The sequence below is a fragment of the Enterococcus sp. LJL128 genome (assembly GCF_056924295.1).
On record NZ_JBXPBP010000024.1, the window covers coordinates 24,778 to 44,908 of the forward strand.

17 protein-coding genes and 1 other annotated feature are annotated in these 20,131 nt (G+C 39.8%); of the genes, 4 read left to right on the forward strand and 13 right to left on the reverse strand.

Annotation, left to right across the window (positions count from 1 at the left end):
• Positions 1 to 37: 37 nt before the first annotated feature.
• The 7 genes from AC1Z3K_RS17830 to ezrA form a co-directional block, all read right to left on the reverse strand.
• Positions 38 to 2,683 (reverse strand): valine--tRNA ligase, encoded by a 2,646-nt coding sequence (locus tag AC1Z3K_RS17830; RefSeq protein WP_461733481.1) that lies wholly within the window; start codon positions 2,681 to 2,683, stop codon positions 38 to 40.
• 93 nt (positions 2,684 to 2,776) lie between these two features.
• Positions 2,777 to 3,004: a binding site (T-box leader), on the reverse strand.
• A 133-nt stretch (positions 3,005 to 3,137) separates the two neighbouring features.
• Entirely contained in the window at positions 3,138 to 3,629 is a 492-nt protein-coding gene (gene tpx / locus AC1Z3K_RS17835) for a thiol peroxidase (protein WP_426084111.1), read from the reverse strand.
• Positions 3,630 to 3,696: 67 nt separating this feature from the next.
• Complete coding sequence (locus AC1Z3K_RS17840; RefSeq protein WP_426084112.1) at positions 3,697 to 4,341, reverse strand: redox-sensing transcriptional repressor Rex; 645 nt, start codon at positions 4,339 to 4,341, stop codon at positions 3,697 to 3,699.
• 330 nt (positions 4,342 to 4,671) lie between these two features.
• Entirely contained in the window at positions 4,672 to 5,883 is a 1,212-nt protein-coding gene (gene thiI / locus AC1Z3K_RS17845) for a tRNA uracil 4-sulfurtransferase ThiI (protein ID WP_461733482.1), read from the reverse strand.
• Positions 5,884 to 6,199: 316 nt separating this feature from the next.
• Positions 6,200 to 7,351 (reverse strand): cysteine desulfurase family protein, encoded by a 1,152-nt coding sequence (locus tag AC1Z3K_RS17850; protein WP_461733483.1) that lies wholly within the window; start codon positions 7,349 to 7,351, stop codon positions 6,200 to 6,202.
• Positions 7,352 to 7,435: 84 nt separating this feature from the next.
• A complete protein-coding gene (locus AC1Z3K_RS17855; RefSeq protein ID WP_426084115.1) occupies positions 7,436 to 7,861 on the reverse strand; it encodes a DUF4829 domain-containing protein in 426 nt (141 codons plus the stop codon).
• 69 nt (positions 7,862 to 7,930) lie between these two features.
• On the reverse strand, positions 7,931 to 9,652 hold the full coding sequence (gene ezrA, locus AC1Z3K_RS17860) for a septation ring formation regulator EzrA (RefSeq protein WP_426084116.1): 1,722 nt from the start codon (positions 9,650 to 9,652) through the stop codon (positions 7,931 to 7,933).
• A 489-nt stretch (positions 9,653 to 10,141) separates the two neighbouring features.
• On the opposite strand from ezrA, the gene AC1Z3K_RS17865 reads away from it, so the two are divergent.
• On the forward strand, positions 10,142 to 11,494 hold the full coding sequence (locus AC1Z3K_RS17865) for an aspartate kinase (protein ID WP_461733484.1): 1,353 nt from the start codon (positions 10,142 to 10,144) through the stop codon (positions 11,492 to 11,494).
• A gap of 39 nt (positions 11,495 to 11,533) precedes the next feature.
• On the opposite strand, the gene AC1Z3K_RS17870 is transcribed toward AC1Z3K_RS17865, so the two are convergent.
• The 4 genes from AC1Z3K_RS17870 to AC1Z3K_RS17885 all read right to left on the reverse strand — a co-directional run bounded on the left by AC1Z3K_RS17870 (position 11,534) and on the right by AC1Z3K_RS17885 (position 14,598).
• Entirely contained in the window at positions 11,534 to 12,070 is a 537-nt protein-coding gene (locus AC1Z3K_RS17870) for a pyrophosphohydrolase domain-containing protein (RefSeq protein WP_461733485.1), read from the reverse strand.
• Positions 12,060 to 12,917 carry a Cof-type HAD-IIB family hydrolase gene (locus AC1Z3K_RS17875; protein WP_461733486.1) on the reverse strand — a complete coding sequence of 286 codons (858 nt, stop codon included), beginning with the start codon at positions 12,915 to 12,917 and terminating at the stop codon, positions 12,060 to 12,062. The genes AC1Z3K_RS17870 and AC1Z3K_RS17875 overlap by 11 nt, the downstream gene beginning before the upstream one ends.
• An 8-nt stretch (positions 12,918 to 12,925) precedes the next feature.
• Positions 12,926 to 13,759 carry a DUF72 domain-containing protein gene (locus AC1Z3K_RS17880; protein WP_426084120.1) on the reverse strand — a complete coding sequence of 278 codons (834 nt, stop codon included), beginning with the start codon at positions 13,757 to 13,759 and terminating at the stop codon, positions 12,926 to 12,928.
• Between the two features lie 101 nt (positions 13,760 to 13,860).
• Entirely contained in the window at positions 13,861 to 14,598 is a 738-nt protein-coding gene (locus tag AC1Z3K_RS17885) for an acyl-ACP thioesterase domain-containing protein (RefSeq protein WP_461733487.1), read from the reverse strand.
• A 366-nt stretch (positions 14,599 to 14,964) separates the two neighbouring features.
• On the opposite strand from AC1Z3K_RS17885, the gene AC1Z3K_RS17890 reads away from it, so the two are divergent.
• A complete protein-coding gene (locus AC1Z3K_RS17890) occupies positions 14,965 to 15,549 on the forward strand; it encodes a lytic polysaccharide monooxygenase (protein ID WP_426084122.1) in 585 nt (194 codons plus the stop codon).
• An 80-nt stretch (positions 15,550 to 15,629) separates the two neighbouring features.
• Here AC1Z3K_RS17890 and AC1Z3K_RS17895 read toward each other — a convergent pair whose 3' ends face one another.
• Entirely contained in the window at positions 15,630 to 15,992 is a 363-nt protein-coding gene (locus AC1Z3K_RS17895; RefSeq protein ID WP_461733488.1) for a VOC family protein, read from the reverse strand.
• 217 nt (positions 15,993 to 16,209) lie between these two features.
• Entirely contained in the window at positions 16,210 to 17,538 is a 1,329-nt protein-coding gene (locus AC1Z3K_RS17900) for a C1 family peptidase (RefSeq protein ID WP_426084124.1), read from the reverse strand.
• A gap of 136 nt (positions 17,539 to 17,674) precedes the next feature.
• Here AC1Z3K_RS17900 and AC1Z3K_RS17905 point away from each other — a divergent pair, with 136 nt between their 5' ends.
• Both AC1Z3K_RS17905 and AC1Z3K_RS17910 read left to right on the forward strand, forming a co-directional pair.
• Positions 17,675 to 18,049 carry a GntR family transcriptional regulator gene (locus AC1Z3K_RS17905; RefSeq protein ID WP_461733489.1) on the forward strand — a complete coding sequence of 125 codons (375 nt, stop codon included), beginning with the start codon at positions 17,675 to 17,677 and terminating at the stop codon, positions 18,047 to 18,049.
• 20 nt (positions 18,050 to 18,069) lie between these two features.
• Positions 18,070 to 19,452: a DUF5808 domain-containing protein gene (locus AC1Z3K_RS17910; RefSeq protein WP_461733490.1), complete on the forward strand. Its 1,383-nt coding sequence runs from the start codon at positions 18,070 to 18,072 to the stop codon at positions 19,450 to 19,452.
• Positions 19,453 to 20,131 lie beyond the last annotated feature (679 nt).

A 20,131-nucleotide genomic window follows, 5' to 3' on the forward strand; every position in this document is an offset into this window, starting at 1 on the left:
AACAAGCGGGGCACTAGAAGCTCCGCTTGTTTTTTATTTATTCAATTGTTTTCAACTGTTCTATTCTGTCGCGAACGGTTTTTTGTTTTTCCAGATAGTCTTTTTCTTTTTCTTTTTCCGCCTGCACAACATCCTCCGGTGCATTTGAAACAAAACGCTCATTTGATAGCTTACCTTGTACCCGTTTCACTTCCTGATCCCATTTTCCTAGTTCTTTTTCCAAACGGGCAATCTCTTCTTCAATATTGATTAAACCTGCCAGCGGCAAGTAAATTTCTACTCCAGATAAAATTGCAGACATTGCCAGCTCTGGAGGAGTGATATTTCCACTAATCGTCAATTCTTCTGGATTACAGAAGCGTTCAATATAGCTCTTATTTGCAATCAGAAACTGATCTGTCGCTTCATCTGTTGTCTTAATCAATAATGTAATGGGTTTAGACAGAGGTGTATTTACTTCCGCACGGATGTTTCTTACAGCACGGATCACTTCCTTCAGTACTTCCATTCCTGTTGCTGCTTGAGCATCTGATAACTCCTGGCGAACAAGCGGATATTCTGCGACTACCAGCGAAGTTCCTACATGAGGAATTTTTTCCCAGATTTCTTCCGTTACGAACGGCATAATTGGATGCAGCAGACGAAGAATACTATCTAGTGTATAGACAAGAATACTCTTTGTTGTCTGTTTTGCTCCCTCATTCTCTCCATAAAGAATTTCTTTACTCATTTCAATGTACCAGTCACAGAAGTCATCCCAGATGAAATTGTACAGCTGGCGACCGGCCTCCCCAAATTCAAAACGGTCAAACAACTCAGTAACCCGTTCAATCGTCTCATTCAAACGAGTCAGTATCCAGCGGTCAGCTACAGTTTTTTCACCACTAAAATCAATATCTTCTACAGTCATACCTTCAATATTCATGATAACAAAACGACTGGCATTCCAGATTTTATTGATAAAGTTCCAGGCTGCATCCATTTTTTCATAACTAAAGCGGACATCCTGACCTGGAGCGGAACCGTTAGATAAGAACCAGCGAAGAGCATCTGCACCATATTTTTCGATGACATCCATTGGATCAATACCATTTCCAAGCGACTTACTCATTTTGCGTCCTTCTTCATCCCGAATCAAGCCGTGAATCAAGGCATGCTGGAACGGCCGCTCGCCAGTGAATTCCAAACTTTGGAAAATCATTCTGCTAACCCAGAAGAAAATAATGTCATAGGCGGTTACCAACGTGCTGGTAGGGAAATAACGCTGATAGTCACTACTTGCTTCATTCGGCCAGCCCATCGTTGAAAACGGCCATAGGGCTGAGCTAAACCAGGTATCTAATACATCGTTATCCTGTGTCCAGTTCTCTGGATCTGACGGTGCTTCCATTCCAACATACATTTCCCCAGTTTCATTATGATACCAAGCTGGTATTTGATGACCCCACCATAACTGACGGGAAATAACCCAGTCATGAACATTCTCCATCCAGCGAATAAAGGTTTGGTTAAAACGATCGGGGAAAAATTCAACCGCATTATCTGACTGCTGATTTTTAATGGCTTCTTCTGCCAGAGGCTGCATTTTTACAAACCACTGTGTAGACAACCGAGGTTCAACAACAACGCCTGTCCGCTCTGAATGTCCTACACTATGATTCATTTTTTCGATTTTTATTAAGTGGCCCAGCTCTTTTAAATCAGAGACAATCAGCTTGCGGGCTGCAAAACGATCCATTCCCTGATATTTTCCAGCTAGCTCATTCATTGAACCGTCTTCATTCATTACATTAACTCTTGGCAGTTTATGGCGATTACCAACCTCAAAATCATTTGGGTCATGAGCTGGTGTAATTTTCACCACGCCAGTACCAAATTCCATATCTACATAGTCATCTGCAATAATCGGAATCTCTTTGTCCATCAGCGGCAGTACAACCATTTTGCCGATTAACGACTGATAGCGCGCATCATCCGGATGAACAGCAACCGCTGTATCTCCCAGCATAGTTTCTGGTCGAGTTGTCGCAATTTCCACTGATCCAGAACCATCAGCCAGCGGATAACTCATATGATAGAAAGCTCCCTCAATATCCTTGTGAATAACTTCAATGTCGGATAGAGCCGTTCTTGCTTTCGGATCCCAATTAATAATATATTCACCGCGATAAATCAGATCTTTCTCATACAGCTTTACAAAAACAGTCCGCACAGCTTTAGACAAGCCATCATCTAATGTGAAGCGTTCACGGCTATAATCCAGAGACAAGCCCAGCTTTGCCCACTGTTCTCTAATGTGAGAGGCGTACTCTTCTTTCCAGTCCCATACCTGTTCTACAAATTTTTCCCGGCCCAAATCATAGCGTGAAATTCCTTGTTCAGCTAGCTTTTCCTCTACTTTTGCTTGTGTAGCAATACCAGCATGATCCATTCCCGGCAGCCATAAAGTATCATAGCCCTGCATTCTTTTCTGGCGAATGATAATATCTTGAAGTGCAGTATCCCAGGCATGACCTAAATGCAGCTTTCCTGTAACATTTGGCGGTGGAATAACAATAGAGTATGGCTTGGCCTCTTTGTTCCCGTTTGGCTTGAACAGCTCCTGATCCAGCCATTTCTGGTAACGACCTGCTTCTACTTCTGTCGGTTGATATTTTGTGGGTAAGTTATTTTCTTCCGTCATATGTATCTCCTTCTTTCATGTTCATTCGACCACAGCTTTATCTGTGTGCTTTTACTACCAAAAAATAAAAAAAGCCCTAAAGCAGTTAAACTGCTTTAGGACGTAAATTTACGCGGTACCACCTAATTTGTGCTGGAATTACGAACTCCAACACCTCTCTGTCATTAGTGAACTAACGGTCACTACTCGGATAATTCTACCATAAAATTCAAATTATCGACTCACAAGCTACCTTCCTGTTAATGCAGTAAAAATCTTTCACCAAATGATTTTCTCTCTAAAACGGCGGTTAACAGTACTCCTCTTGCTCTTTGTCTTTCTTCTGTTGTATTGTTGTATTGTTCTATCGTTAGACCTCTAACCTGTAGCTAGAGCTCTTTAAAGCATTCTGATTTATTGTCTTCCTGTAGGGACATTCTACAACGAACACTTTTGAATGTCAATTTGAAATCGATTATCGTAGTGCTTTCGCTTTATCCAGCGCTTCCTGATAATTTGGTTCTTCAGATATTTCCTGACTAATCTTTTCATAAGCCAGCACACCAGTTGAATCGATAACGAAAATAGCACGAGCCAAACGGCCCATCTCTGGAATAAATAGACCGTATGCCTCACCAAATGAGTTGTCTACATCACGAAGCATTTCCATATCGACACCTTCAGCTGCACACCAGTTTTTCTGCTCGTCTTTTGTGTTGTTGGAAATAGTCAAAAAGGCCACACCCTCAACCGCACCTGCCTCCTGATTAAAGCGTTTTGTCTGAAGAGAACAAATTCTGGTATCGATATCCGGCACCACACTAATCAACACAGGCTGTCCTTTTAAATCGCTGAGATTAATCTTCTTGTCTGACAAATTTTCCAATGAAAAATCAGGTGCTTTAGCGCCTACTACAGGCTGCACACCAGCCAACTCGACCTCAGTACCTTTTCTTGTTACAATCATTAAACTTCCTCCTTTACTTATTCTATTCAAGTATAGAGGAACTGTTTTCAGAACTCAAAGGAAGTGCCTACTTTGAAAAGGCAGTATCAAAGTAAATCAATGTCTGGAGTTCGGTCGTCAGGTCGATATACTGTACATTAACATGACTGGGAACCGTTACTCTATCCGGCGCAAAATTCAGAATCGCTGTTACTCCAGCCGCAACGATTTCATCGATTGCTTTTTGCGCATATTTACTGGGAACGGTGGAAATAGCAACCGTTACATCTTGTGCTTCAACCATTTCAGTCAGCTGATTCATCGGCTGTACACAAACATCATTGATTTGCTCACCAATGATTTCCTCGTTCACATCAAATGCGCAGACAATATTCAGATTTTCATTTCTTCTAAAATTATTTTTTATCAGTGCTTTACCAAGGTTTCCGCAGCCAATCAAAGCAATTTTCTTTTCTTCCTGAGTATTTAAAATGTTATTAAACACTTCAATCAGGTAGGGAACATCATAGCCGTACCCGCTTCTGCCTAATTCACCTAAGTGAGAAAAATCCCGGCGAATCGTTGCTGGAGGAATTTGAACAATTTCACTAAATTCTCTAGACTTAATCCGGATCATTCCCGAGTCATCCAGCATTTTCAAATAGCGCAAATATAAAGGCAGGCGTTTAGCTGTAGCTTTTGGTATTTTCTTCTCATTTGCTAAAATTTCCATTCTAGTTCTCCTTTGTTACTCTTTTCACATTCTAGTTTAACACCCTCTATAAAATACAGCAATAACTTTGTGAAAATAAGTGAACTTCTTTACAAAAATGCAGAATTTATTAAGCATTCTCTCATAAAGCCATAATCGGAAGACAAAAAAGAACATGGACCACGCAACGGACCATGTTCTGGTATTTAGTTTAAGTTTTAACAATCAGCTTTTAAAAACGTTTAATTCCCTTTATCAAGCTGAAGTAGATAAAGCAGGTTTCACTTACCGCTGTAATCACAATTTATTGCATTTTTCTGACTTCTACGATTTACTTTGAGCTCCTAGCTGCTACAATAAATCAGAAAAGTCCTCTACTTTTTCATCGGATTCAGCCGTTGTTATTTCACTAACTTTGATACCTGCTAAAGCCCGTTCCATCAAGCCTTCCAAATCTAGTCTAGCTTCATATTGTCGGGTTTTATCAAGCTTCGGTCTGGTCTTGGGCTGAGGCGGCGCAAAGATTGTACAGCAATCCTCAAAAGGTTGAATAGCTAATTCAAAGGTATCAATTTTTTCAGCAATTTCTATAATCTCATTCTTATCCATGGAAACAACAGGTCGAATAATCGGGGTATTAGTCACATCATTGATGGCAACCATGCTTTGTAACGTTTGAGAAGCAACCTGTCCTAATGATTCCCCATTGATAATAACCAGACCATTTCTCTGTTCACGAAGGATATCTGTCAGACGCAGCATTAGGCGTCTGGTAACTGTCATTAGATAGCCTTGAGGTACAACCCGTTTAATCTCTTCCTGTATTTCAGTAAAAGGCACTTCAATAAACTGAACACTCCCAGAATAAGGAGCCAACTTTCCAGCTAAATCTTTTGCTTTCTGCAATGCCTGCTCACTTGTATAAGGTGGACTGGCAAAATGGACTGCCTCAACTTCTACACCGCGTTTCATCGATAGATAGCCGGCAACTGGAGAATCGATACCTCCAGATAGCATCAGCATGCCTCGACCTCCGGTACCAACTGGCAAACCTCCGGCTCCCAGCAAGGTTTCATATGATAAATAGGCGCCTTCTCTGCGAATTTCAACTCGAATATTAATATCCGGCTTCTTCATCTGTACCTGAATGTCTGGATAAATCTCAAAAACGGCTCCTCCTAATTCTCTGTTCAACTCATTAGAGTCCATTTCAAAATCATGATCTGAGCGCTTTGAGGTAATCTTAAATGTCATTCCCGCTTGATAAATATCTCGCATTATTTCTTGAACGGCTGTCCGAAGCGCGGGAAAGTTTTTCTCAATCCGAACACTTGGCGAGAAGCTCTGAATTCCAAACACCTTTTCCAGACGGGGAAGAATTTGACGGCTATCCTCTCCGTTAAGCAACAGGTGCATCCGATCTCTATCTGCATGAATCTTCACCGCGGGAAACTCATCCAGCACACGCTTTACATTGGCTGCAAGCTGCATAATAAACGCTTTACGGTTTTTTCCTTTGGTGGATAACTCACCATATCTAATCATTATTTCTGTATAGTTCAAAATATCCAAAATCCTTTCTTAGCTGCTACTATCTAATATTCTTACTTAACGGACTGTATGTACGCTTTGTCTACTCCCATTGCTTCAACAAAATACGTCTTACTATACCATAGTTTATCTACAGTTTAAATAAGCAATCGCCGAGATATTGCTCAGAGATTACTCAAACGTTCATTAAGGCCTGTAGTCACAATAGTTCTTCAGTGATACCTGCTGCATATGAAATAAAAAACTGAGCTGAAGCGGGGAACTTCGAAAGTACTAGGACAAATACCTAATTTTTTTAAAATTCTCCAAAGCTACTTCTCAGTCTGACTTACAAATCACTTACTTTCAGAAACTTTTTATACAACTGATTAAAGACTACCATAAATTGTTCAGCTTCCGCCATTGTGTTGTTCTCATCAAGACTGATGCGTACAGCAGAAGTAGCTAGATGTTCCGGCACATTCATAGCGCCTAATGTACTGCTGCCAATTTTTTTACGGCTAGAACAGGCACTCGTTGTGGAAATAAAGATTTGCTTCTCTTCCATCGCATGAACAAGCACTTCTCCACGAATCCCTTTTAATCCAAAGCACAGGATATGGGGAGCAAAATCTGTTGTTTTTTCTGAAAAAACAACAACCTGCCCATAGTTTGCGAGACTATCAATCAAAGAATTTCGCAAAGTCTGAACATAGTTTTCTCTTGCCAGATTCCTCTCTGTAGATAATCGTAACGCTTTAGCCCCTGCAACGATTCCGGCAATATTTTCTGTACTGCTCCGCTGATTCTTTTCCTGACCACCGCCAGTTAAAAGCGGGGCTAACTTACGGCCTTTTTTCCAGTAGATAACCCCTACACCTTTAGGTCCGTGAAATTTATGTGCTGAAAAAACAGCAAAATCCACTCTAGGAGTCAGCCATCTTTCTTTTGGTACTTTAGCAATTGCTTGAACTGCATCTACATGAAAATGAATTTTAGGATACTCTGTTAAAATCTTACTAATTGCCTGAATTGGCTGAATGCTTCCAATTTCATTGTTAACTGCCATAACCGATACGAGGATAGTATCTTGGCGAATCAAGCTTTCAAATTTATCAACTTGTAAAATCCCCCGCTTATCTACAGGAGCAATAGACAGTTCAAAGCCCAGCTTTTCTAATTGCCTTGCTGTTTCTGCAACAGCTGGATGTTCGATTCCTGAAATGATGATATGCTTTCCAAAAGCAGCTTTTTCAATTGCTGTTCCTTTCAGCACCCAGTTATCGCCTTCTGTTCCGCTGCCGGTAAAATAAATTTCCTCTGATTCTACCCCTAATATATCGCCAACTTGCTTTCTTGCTTGCTCAAGTAACCGATAGGCTTGATTTCCCAAGTCATGCAGACTAGAAGGATTCCCTATAATCCGCTGACTGGTCTTCACATAAGCATCTAACGCCTGCGGGTCAATTACGGTTGTCGCACTATTATCAAAATAAATCATTTCATTACCCTTCTTCCAAAAAATTCTTTCTCATTATAGCTTGTTTCCTTCTATTCTTCAATGTTTTACAGTCTGCCGTGAATTTCAGTAACCAAAATCCTGGACCTCCCACTTGCCGCTGTTTTTAGCTTTCACAACAAACCACAACCAGTTTGTATAAGTGGAATTAGGATTCAATGTATTCTCTGCACCATCTCCATCCACTTCAAACGTTGAAGTAAAAACGATAATATCTTTAGATGACAAACCGCTCCCTGATCCGCCTCCGGATTTCAAGTAAGTCTTTATTTCAGCGACGGCTTTCTCTTCTTCGTAGACAAGCTCTGTTAACGTACAGCCTCTAAAATCACTAAATTTTTTCTTTACAGATTCTGCAGCTGCATGTAGATCGGTTTCTGCGTGGCTAGTATGTCCTATTGTTAAGGTTGTCATCTTTGTATTTCCAGTTTTAGAACCAGAAAAAAATAACCCGATAAAACAAAGAAATACCAACATTACTTTTCTTTTCATTCTCTCCACCTAACTTTGTTGTATAAAAAAACAGGACAACATACTTGTCCTGTTTTCATATTGCTTAGACTAAACGGCATCCAAATTCTTAAAGTAAATATCTTCAATACGTCTGAACGCACCTGGCTCTACCCGTTCAAGAGCAGTTCCTATAACGTCCAATGCATCCTGATAGCGATAATCTTTAGAAAATAACTCTAAAGTTCGCTCCATCGCCTCATTGATTGCTTCATTTGTATGACGGTAGCGGTTCGCATACTGCATCATTTGCTCAGTCAATGCAGCAGAGTTTACCAAATCATTGGTTTTCTTATCTAATAAATCCAAATCTTCTTTACAAAGATCTGATAGCTTATTGATCTCTTCGATATTAATACGAATTCGGTTCAATGATTTACTTAGCTCTTCAATTCGGTCAGTCGCCATAAAGAAGAACTCAAGATAATCAGCAGGTAAACCCGGCAGACGTTTCTTCTCAACAAACCGTTTTAGATTGCGCAGGCGGAATTCATATTGATCCACTTTTTCCTGTGCAATTTTTTCTTCTTTACGAAGCTCTTTCAGAGATAAATCAATTTCCATCTGCTGATTCTCAATATCAGCAAGTACACGGTAACAGTCTTTGAAGAATGCTTGTACTTCAGAATACGGTACAGTATGCTCTTCCATCTTTGGTTCATAATCTTCATATCGGCGAATCAACTCTTCAATCTCTGACTGGAAGCCTCTTGAACGCCCCAATTCATTGTGATTCAAGGTATAGCTTTGGGATGTATGATCCAGCTCAATCATCAGCTGACGGTTATTCCGAAGGACATGGGCGATGTAATCACCGATTGTCTTACGGTTATTAACAACATATTTTCTGGAATTGATTTCTCTTTCCATGATTTCATACAATCCGTCGATTGCTGCTGCGGTATCTCTGTTAGCCACCTCTACAGCTGCCACCTCGGCTTTTTCTAAATCAACAGTAGAATTTTTTACACGTTTCTTCACGCGGTTCAATTCGTCTGAAAAGTTCTGTTCAGGAAATACGAAGTGATCATCCAACAGACGTTTGTAGCCTTCTTCGATTTCTTTAATCTGATCTGGGAATACGCGAGTTAATTCATCATGCAGCGGCGGAATCCGTTTCATAACATCATCCAGTTCGTAGGTATGACGTTCCGCACTTTCCAGCACTTCTCTTGCTTCCACAGGATCGCCGGATGTATTTAATGTGACGAACTGAGTAAATTCAATTTCAATATTTTTCACTTGCTTCTGCAGTTCTGAATAGGCACTGCCAAATCCTTCTTTTTCTTCCTGAAGAAGGTTGCTGATTTCCTCATAGATATCCAATGCTTTTTGAACTTCCAGCGAGTTGCGTTCTTCACTTTCACGAAGTTCTTTCAACCCTTTGCGGATTTCTTCCACTTCAGATTCCATGTCATCCATGGTTTGTTCGGCTTCACTCACCGCACGTTTTGCTTTCATATAACGGAAGGAATCATTTAGTTCCTCGACTTCAAAAATCTGGCTTTCCAGTTCAGCAAATGAACGTGTTGAGATATCCGCCCAGCGCTGGTTCCATTCACGGAAGGTGTTCTGGCTTTGACCAACCATGTGCATCTTCTTAATCTCATCGACTTCTTCAATAACAGGCAAGTCAAACAGCTCTTCTTTTCTTTTTTCAAGACTTTTCAGCTTGCTTTGATTCTGCCTTCGCATGAAGTGTCCAATCAGATATAAGATAGCCGCAACGATGATTATCACTAGAACCACGATAATAATCAAATTGTTCTTCATTATTATTTCCTCCGTTTATTCAGCATTTATAAATAGAAATTACGCAGCTCTCAATGAATAATAACTGGATTACTACTTGAAAGACTGAAACAAATTCTTTATCATTTTCGTAAAAAAAACAACTGTAGAAAATTATATCACAAAGCAGCCCCGCAAGCACTAATTTAAATGAGGATTTACAAGAAAATTATTTCTGCCTCTAACTTGCTGTAGATTACTCTGTCGATTTTCTACATGACTCGTACCTACTAAATTTCACTATTCCCAGTTTATCAAAATTTACGGGAAAAATGAAGTGATTTATCAAATCCTTGAAGAAAGAATAGGCAAATTATTTTTGCTGTTGCTTTTCATCAGGATTTTAGGTATTCTTTTACTACTAATATTATAAAACAATGAGAAATGAACACTTTGTTCTTCCTTGTTTTTTAATACATGCTAAAATAATCGTGGAAATAATATTGGACTGACAACAAAGGAGTGGGAATAGTGAAAGTGATTAAATTTGGCGGAAGCTCGTTAGCTTCAGCAGTGCAGCTGCAAAAGGTACTTAATATAGTGAAAGATGACGCAAGCCGAAAGTTTGTCGTTGTTTCCGCTCCCGGCAAGCGCTCCGGTGAAGACATCAAAGTAACCGATCTGCTGATTAATTATTATGAAAAATACCTGAATAACGAGGCAACACAAAAAATTGCAGACAAAATTGTTGCCCGCTACGAGGACATCATGAATGAATTAGAGATGAACAAAGCAGTATTGAGTGATATTCGTCGTGCCATCACTGCATTATCACAGCTTCCAAAGGAGAACAACCCTCATTTGTTTGATGCTTTTTTAGCTAGCGGTGAAAACAACAATGCTAAGCTGGTTGCAGCTTATTTCAAGGATCAGGGCTTGGCAGCCGTTTATAAAAACCCTCAGGATTTGGGTATCATTGTCTCAGATGAACCGGGGAATGCTAGAATTCTGCCTTCTTCTTACGATAAAATAGCAGAATTTAAAAACACAGAAGAAATATTTGTAATCCCTGGTTTTTTTGGTTATACCGAAGCAGGGGATATCTGTACATTCTCTCGAGGCGGCTCAGATATTACTGGTTCAATCGTAGCAGCCGGTGTTCAAGCAGACCTCTATGAGAACTTTACAGATGTGGATGGCATCTTTGTTGCCCATCCGGGAATTGTTCGCCAGCCTAAAACGATTAAGGCGCTGACGTATCGGGAAATGCGTGAGCTGGCTTATGCAGGCTTTGCTGTACTCCATGATGAAGCATTGATGCCCGCCTACAAAGCACATATCCCTGTTGTTATTAAGAATACTAACAATCCTTCTCATCCAGGTACGTTGATTACCACCAAACGCGATACTTCTAGTGAACCGGTTGTGGGGATTGCCAGCGATCAGAACTTTGCCAATATTTATATTAGTAAATATTTGATGAACCGGGAACTTGGCTTTGGACGAAAGGTTCTTCAGATACTGGAAGAGATGGGTCTCAGCTATGAACACATGCCTTCTGGAATTGATGATATTTCAATTATTCTGAGAGAACGACAATTATCCCCGGAGATTGAGGAAGCATTGATTCAAAAGCTGGATCAGGTCTTAAAACCTGACGAGTTGAGAATTACCCGCGGGTTATCCATGATTATGATTGTCGGCGAAGGAATGCGTCAGCGAATCGGGGTTACAGCAGATAGTACGATGGCATTAGCTGAAAACGAAATCAATCTGGAAATGATTAACCAAGGCTCCTCTGAGGTCAGCATCATGTTTGGTATTCGGAAAGATCAGGAGAAACAGGCTATTCGAGCGCTTTATAATACATTTTTCAATAAATAAATAGATAGATAGGAAAACGAGACGGCTCACTAGGCTTAACTAGTCTGCTCCGTCTCGTTTTTTTAGCTTATAAGCTATCTGGCGCTCCAGTTCTGCCTTTATTTTAGGCTCCGGCGCGTAATTTGCCTCCCAGTCTTCTGGTTTCAGAACTTTATGTGTCACTTCATGATAACGGGGCTTTCCGTCAGCAAACAGCTTACCCATATTTGCTTCATGAACGATTGAAAACAGCTTCGTCGGATCCACGCCCAGCAAAGAAAATGAACCATAGGTAAAATACAGTAAATCAAGCAAGGCATCTACCTGATCAACTAAAGGATCTTCAACCTTCTTTTTCTTCTGCTCCTTCTTTTTTTCCGCTGCATCCACATCCTGCTTCAGCTGTTCCACCAACTGATGAAATGCTTCTTTATCGTTGCCTGCTGATGCATATAAAAACTCGACCAGCTCTTCTGCTTTAAAGCCGGCGCGTGCTGAAGCATCTTTGCTGCTAAAAGCCGTCGGCTTTTGCGGTCGGCGGTTATCAAATGTTTGATGAAACTCTTCCGTTTTATCAAATGGATTATCAATTTTCATCAGCTGTCTCCTTAATCACATTATAATGGCGTAAAGCTTCATAGATGCCATGAGCTTCATTTGTATTTGTCACAAAATCAGCGGATGATTTTACTCCCTCCGGAGCATTTCCCATAGCAACACCAATACCTGCACCTTCAAGCATTTCCACATCGTTCCAATTATCTCCAAACACCATTACCTCGTCCAGCGAAAAGCCGAAATGTTCGATACATTTCTTAATCCCTTTGAGCTTCGAACCGCCTTTAGGAATAATATCAACAACATATGGATTGGAACGGGTAATTGTACAATTGGAAAGCTGCTGCTTCAAGTCCCCTAGCTCCTCTTCTGGACTAAGTAGCACGCATTGATAAATCTTCTCTTTCAGAATATCCATTTCATGATAGCGGCATTGGTCCTTTTTCGGTTTTAACCCAACCATTAAATTTTTAAAGGACTCTACCGGAAACCAGCTTGGAATAAAACGGGCCAGCTTTTTCGCCAGCCGATTCTGTCCAAACCTCATCAATGAACTACCTTCCATTCGTGTACGTCCGCCAAACATCATCTGCCGCCGGCCCTCATCGGCAAAATCAACTAGCTCCTCAACTATTTCTTTAGAAAAAGCCCGTTCGTAAATCGTCTGTTCATTTGTATAAACCAACTGCCCATTATAAGTTAAAAAAACATCTAAGTTTAAAGAATCAATTTGTTCGCTCAAATGGACAGGTCCTCTTCCCGTAGCTACGCCGCACAAAATCCCCTGACTCTGGGCCAGTGCAATCGCCCGCTTGGTAGAATCAAGTGCTCGTGCATGTTTTGTTACTAGTGTACCGTCAATATCAAAGAAAATTATCTTAATCATAAATCTCCTTAAAACAAATCTATCTGTGTTGGATTTAGTTCCTCATACTCTATACCAAGTGCTGCTTTCATTGCTAAGGCATTGTCAGCTGCATCCCCGCCGGAGTTATTATTGAAAATAACAGCCGTTTCCTTTACTTGGGATGCTATTTCTTCTACAGCTTTACTTAATTCCGCAATTTCCGTTTGGTTATATCGGTAAAGAGTTCGCTTTTTCCGCCACTCCTTATCATTCGCCAGCCAGCCGGCAGCATTTCTGCCATGAAAACGGAAAAGTACAAACTGATCATTTGTAATAAATGGATAAAAAGGAATTGGATTCGTAGGAATTTGGGGTTCGTCAACAATCACTAAAGAAAATTGTCGGGCCTTCATGAATGCCAGTGTCTGCTTCACATAGTCCGCCTGATACCAGCTGCCGTTTCTCAACTCTATTGCTACTGGATAATCTGCAAACCATGACCGAATTTTCTCAAGGTACTGCACATTTTCCTTTGTACAGCCGAAGCTGGCAGAAAATTGAATTAGAAAAGCAAACAGCTTGCCGCTCTCAACCATTGGTCTCATACTATTAAGAAAGGCTTCTACCATCTCTTCTTCACTTTGATAATAGGTCTTCCAGTCTCCCTGGCAGCTAATCCCGCTGTATGCTTTAATAACAAATCGGAAGCTCGCTGGAACTGATTCCGTCCAGTTGCGGACTGATTCCTGTTTTGGAATACCATAATAAGCTGTATCCATTTCCACTAAAGGTAAATGACCAGCGTACTCAAAAAGGGAAGCTCGCTTTTTCCCAGTTAATGTTTCATGCTCGCTAAATGAAGTCAAGCCTAAACGAATCATTATTGTCTCCTTTATCGTTTGTTTAAACCTTATCCTTTTATACTATTCAGAAATAATAAAAAGTAAACAAAAAAGAATTCTGTTATCTTTTTCTGGCTGAATTAATCTTTTTCCCAGTGAATATTTGCTTCACAATATAACTGATCACCGATTCGAATTTCATGCCGGGACAACAGACCTTTCTCTGTTTCGATTACCTCGTAGTGGCTTTCTACTTCATGTCCGTATTCGACTTCTTTATCAAATTTAACGTTAACCCGAACAGGTTGGTTCTGGGAAAGAAAATCATATCCCAAAACATCCAGCAGCCAATTAAAATAGATCGCATTATTCACATGTTGGTTACCGTCTATATCAAAATAGCGGACACGGTAAACGGCGGATTGTCCATTTTCAACTTTTTCAATTTTTTCACTTCGATGAATTTTTTTGATTTTTTCGCTTTCATAAGGAGCGATAATCTCTTCAAGCACACTGCTCATCTTACGATTTTCAGTATTCATCAACACAAAGGTTGATTGGATAAAGACGCACTCTTCACCTGCTTCATCATGTATCCAGAAATTCCGGTAACAAAAATATTTATTATAAGAAATTGCCTGCGTAGTAACTGTCAGCTTTTCTCCTACTTTAGGCAACCGCGTGATTGTCAGCTCATAATTGGTAATTACCCAGCCTAAGCCAAAGCCAGCCACAAAATCAGCACTTCTATTTAATAAAGCACTTTGTTCTTCCGATGTCTTTATAACGACCGCCAACAACGAAGGCAAAGTCATTCTCTTTGTAATATCGCAGTCATAATAAGCAACCTCATAAGGCATTGCATATTTTTTTCCCATAGCTCTCTCTCCTTCACGCCATTTTCAGTTCAAAACTCATTTTTCTATTATAACATATGTATGAAATATATAAATATTAAGAGGCTTGGAAATAACTTAGGTTTTATAAAAAAAATTACACTCTCCAAGCAAAACTCTAAACCTCAGCTGTACCATCTATCAGTCTTCCCACATAATAGAGTAAAGTCATGATAACCGTATCATTAATCCTTTAGCTATTTTATATAACAGAAAATCAATTAAAGTCCTTATTATGCTAAAATTAGCCATCCGAAACATTATAAAAGCATATCTTTTGAACTTAAGAAATATTCATGTTAAGTTGTCATTGTAAGCGCTACAAAAAAACTACTAGGAGGCAACACAATGAAGAAAGTATTGTTGAAAGCAGTCTTGGCACTTGGGTTATTCACAGTAGGTACAGTAACAGCAGCAACCGTTTCAGAAGCACATGGATATGTTTCCAGTCCTGGAAGCAGAGCCTATTTCGGCAGCGCAGCCGGTGGAAAAGTTAATACAAATGTCGGTCGTGCAGAATGGGAACCACAAAGCATTGAAGCAGCGAAAGGTACCTTTATTCCTGGAAAACTGGCAAGCGCTGGTGTTGGCGGCTTCGACCCGTTAGACGAACAGTCTCCAACCAGATGGCATAAAACAACAATTCCTACAGGTCCTCTAGCACTTACCTGGACATTGACCGCCCGTCATCGTACATCTACCTGGGATTACTACATGACAAAACAAGGCTGGGACTCCAGCATGCCGTTAAATATCAATGATTTTGAATTGATTGGTCAAGTGAACGATAATGGTACAATCCCAGGTTCAGCAGTTAACCATACCGTTACTGTTCCTTCCAATAGAACTGGCTACCATGTCATCTACGCTGTCTGGAATGTCTATGACACAACCAACGCATTCTATCAAGCCATTGATGTGAACGTTCAATAATCTATCGATGTGAACGAAACCGGGTTCAGACTATTTTCCTCCAATGTCTGAACCCGGCTTTATTACTAGCGCACTATTCCTTACTCACCATAGTAAACAGCCTCTATATTATATCCGTCAGGATCAATGATAAAGGCAGCATAATACTTTTCATGGTATTCCGGTCTTAAGCCTGGTCTCCCATTGTCTGTTCCACCAGCCTCTAAACCAGCTGTATAAAATGCAGCAACCTCTTCTTTAGAATCCGCACGAAATGCGAAATGATTTGGTTTTGGCTCTCCTTGTGCCAGCCAGAACGGTCCTCCCGCTTCATCTATTTTTCCGAAGTTTGCTGCACCGTCAAAAGCCAGTTTTAGTTCTCCATGCAAAGGCGCTAAAACTTTTTTATAGAAGTCTTTACTCCTTTCAATATCCTTAACAGTAATTGAGAAATGATCAATCATCGTACCCCATCCTTTCTTTTGTTATCACTTTCAATTATAAGAACATATGTTCTTTTAGTCAAGATTTATTTCCACCCATTTTCTTAGTAAGGAAATGAGTCTACTTAAATACCCATGACTCATAAGGCAAGAGTGTATTAAGCCCCGCTTCTATTTTAAAAAACAGAGGATAATGCATAGTAAAATGCACTTTCCTCTGCTTTTAAAACATCTGCTCTTATGCCAATGCCCCCATCGGATCCCAGGGTGCCAGCATTTTAGGTTCTTCTTCCCATGCCTTTAGCAATTTGTCACTTAAATATTCTTTACGTACAACGATTTGGTAAGTGTACTCATCCATCCAGGCATCACTCATAACAAAGAAACCTTTCTCGCCGACCTTTTCTCCCCAGCTGTTTTCCACTTTCCATTTCACTGTTTTGCCATCAATGACATCCACACCTGTCAAGACCATAGCATGAGTCATCAGACTCTCACCATAATCTAAACGTTCTGCTTTAGTCATTGTAAAATCAATATCAAATAATTCATCGATTTCATAAGCATTCAACGCCATAATCCCGCTCTCACGTGTTGAAGATTGACCTACATCACAGCCAAACCAGACCGATTCTCCCTGCTCCAGCTGCTTAGCTGCCAACTCTTTAAAGGTACTCATATCAACATTTAAATATTTTACAGGTTTGCCGCCTACTACATTTCCCAGCATTTCCACAGTATAGGTTTTTTCGTAAGGCTTATCCTGTGTGGGTGCATTAATAATGCTGACGTACTCATCTAAATCCACACCTACGTATTTAGCATAAAAGCTCTGTGGTGTCAGGTCTTTGTCTAAATGATAGTTTTTTTCTTCATCACGGTATTCAAAATCAAAGCTTTCCGGTGGCGTGCCTAAAGAGATAGCTAAAAAGTTGTAAATTTCCTCTAGCATCTTTGTTTTTGCCTTTTGTACCTCAGCTGTTGTTTTCCCAGCTTCAATCAGTTTTCTAAGTATGACAGCATCTTTGCGCAGTTTTTTATTCAGATAATTATTCAAATCTCTGGAATTTGAACTGTTTTTACTTTCCGGCATAGCTGTTTTTGGCACTACACCATATTTTTTGAATAAAGAGACAATCATATCCCATTGACCGCCATCCTGTTGAGGGGTTGCCAGCAGGAATGCAACCTTCCGGGAATCCAGCTCCTGAGCAGCAGTAGCAATGATATTTTCATAAAAATAATTTGATTTTTCATATTTATCCCAGAAAAATGTATAGTTTTGGGACAATTCAAAATCCTTCAATTGAAAGCTGTTAATCATTTTATGACGAAATGTATTCAAAGCAGCAAACATCCAGCAGCGTCCGCTTTGCTTCTGATTAGCTACTCTTCCGGTAGACAAATCGACAGAAAACACCTGTACATTTTCTACTTTAGCAGCTTGTGTTTCTGCCGACTGCGTGATGCCGTTTTTGACTACACTATTTTGTACTGCACGCTGTTTTCTATTTTCAGCAAAAGCTGTTCGAAATTCTTTAGTTGTTTCATTTTTGATTTCTGACATTTTTTTCATCCTTCCCTCTAGCACTTCTTTTTTATTATATGCTTCGATTCAAAATCCCACAACTAAAGATTATTGCCAACTGCCGATTTTTGTATTATACTAACTAATACAAATGATATAAAAAGAGGTGTCTTTTATGCTAATGGAAATCGATATGAAAAGTGATATACCTATTTATCAGCAAATTCGTAATCAAGTAATTTTAGGAATAGCTGCCGGAAAGCTATTGCCGAATGAACCGTTGCCGTCTGTCAGACAAATGGCAGATGAGATAGGAATTAACATGATGACTGTATCTAAAGCCTACAATGCTCTAAAAACGGAGGGCTATATTGTCACCGACCGGCGCAACGGTACCAAAGTGGCTGAGCTGCCTCAGGCTACTCCAGAGTTTATGAAGCAGCTGTACACTTCATTAGAACTGGTTTTAGCAGAGGCAGTGATTCATCAGCTGGATGATTTGGACATCCATGCTATTGTCACCCAAATTTCCACAAATTTTAAAAACTAAAGGATGTGTTACTCGTGAGTATGAATTTAATTTTTCTATTAATTCTTTTAAGTATGAATCTTCTAATGGCTGTGATTGGACGTATTGTTGCCAATCCCCATAAAAATATTATTTTAGAAACAACTTTACCTAAAGAACATTTACAGGATTCCCAGGTGACCCAAGTACGTCAAACTTATAAGCTGCGCCTGATTCAGACCGCATTGCTTTTTTCTCTTGCTGATCTTTTGATTTTATTTCTCCCATATGATTCTCTGGCTATGTTGTTTTTTCTGCTCTCCATATTCGGTTTAATCGGCGTGATGTATTTTATGCAGGTTCTTTACGTTAGAAGAATGACAGACGTCAAAATTAAAAATAACTGGATACTGCCAACCAAGCCTCTTTTAATTGATACCAAACTGATTCAAAATAAAAACCGTCGGCTGATTAAGCCCTATTGGTTTATTCCTGGAATAGTTATTTCATTTGCTGGCTGCCTATATACTTTTTTTATATTGAATAGTGCCATTGAAGTCATTATCTTTGGTGGAATTTCACTGATTACTTTAGGTATATTTATTTATTCCTATTATTTAATCAGACGTTTGCCAGTAAAGCCAATGACGGATGATGAGCAAATTAACCAGCAAGTTAACGATGCCATGCGCTACTATTGGTCCCTGCTCTTGATTTCATCAGTGCTTGTTTTTAGCCCGCTGTCCTTTCTCCCTGCCCTGTCAACTCAAGCAGCTTACGAGAAAACCTTATATCTTGTGATTGCCTACTTTGTTTTATTGTTTGCGTATATCGGCTTCATTTTCTTTATACTGTTCCGGCTGCGTAAAACCCAAGATAATTTGATTATGCAGGCTTCTGATTACCGCTATGGCGATGAAGATCAGTACTGGCGATACGGAATTTACATTAATCCAGATGATCCCCGGATTATCATTCCTGATCGATTAGGAATGAACATGTCCGTAAATCTGGGCAGACCAGCTGGAAAAGCTGCGATGATTTTAACAGGTATTATTATTGTGGGTGCTTTGATTATTTCCTGTGTCCCTTTATTAATCAACGATTTTTCTAATGATCCGTTTCAATTAGCAATTTCAAAAACAGAAGTAACCATGACTGCCCCTTTTACACGGACTCGTGAGATTCCTGTAACAGATATCCGCTCAGTCCAATTAGTAGATAAGCTGCCGGAAAATAGTATCCGTATTTATGGATCAGCAACTGAACATTATCTGACTGGTGAATTTCGTATTGCTGACAGACCGGCATACTTACTAGTGTACAAAAATCAGCAGCCTCTTTTAAAAATAGAAACCCTAGATTACACGTATTACTACACAAATAAAGAGTCCGAAAAAACCACGCAGCTCTTTAAACGCCTTCAAAATGAGCTCAATCCCTGATTTTCAATTCTACTTCTGCCTGTTTTGAGAAGACAAGCAATTGAATAAAATCGTAAGACTTGGAATAACTGAGTTTGGGACATAAGTAACTGCCCGAACTCTTCTTTCTATAAAATCCGAATAAACGGCGTTCCAGTCTTTGTATGCTTCGAAGATCGCAACAGAGTGAGAACCGTAGACAAGCTTGTAGGAACCTAATGCTTTGTCTCGAGAATCGCTAGACTCGTAGAGACAGCAAGCTCACTACACTTCGTTCCGATAGCATCAACTTCTAAGTGCTAAAAGCACTAAGAGTTGAAGTTCTCGGAAATAAGCCGAACAATCTCAAAAATATGAAAAGCTCCAGGTAGGTATCAATCAACATCTACTCGGTTCCCTCGTAGTGTTTCTTGATAATTTCCGGATAATCCGTCTTATTGCTGTGAAACACAGCGAGGGATGAGCTGATGTTGAACAGTACCTACTTGGTTCTCGAAGCTAAACACTTTGGCACTGACCCCCAAGAATGAGAATATAAAAAAGAGGCACCTCCGTTGAATTTATTTTATATAATAAATTTAGCGGAGGTGCTTTTGATGAAGAAAAAAATGGCGTATTCTCTTGAAGTCAAAGAGAAAGTAATTGAATTGAAAATTGAAGGAAAGACAACAAAAGAGATACTAGAGCTGACAGGGGTTAA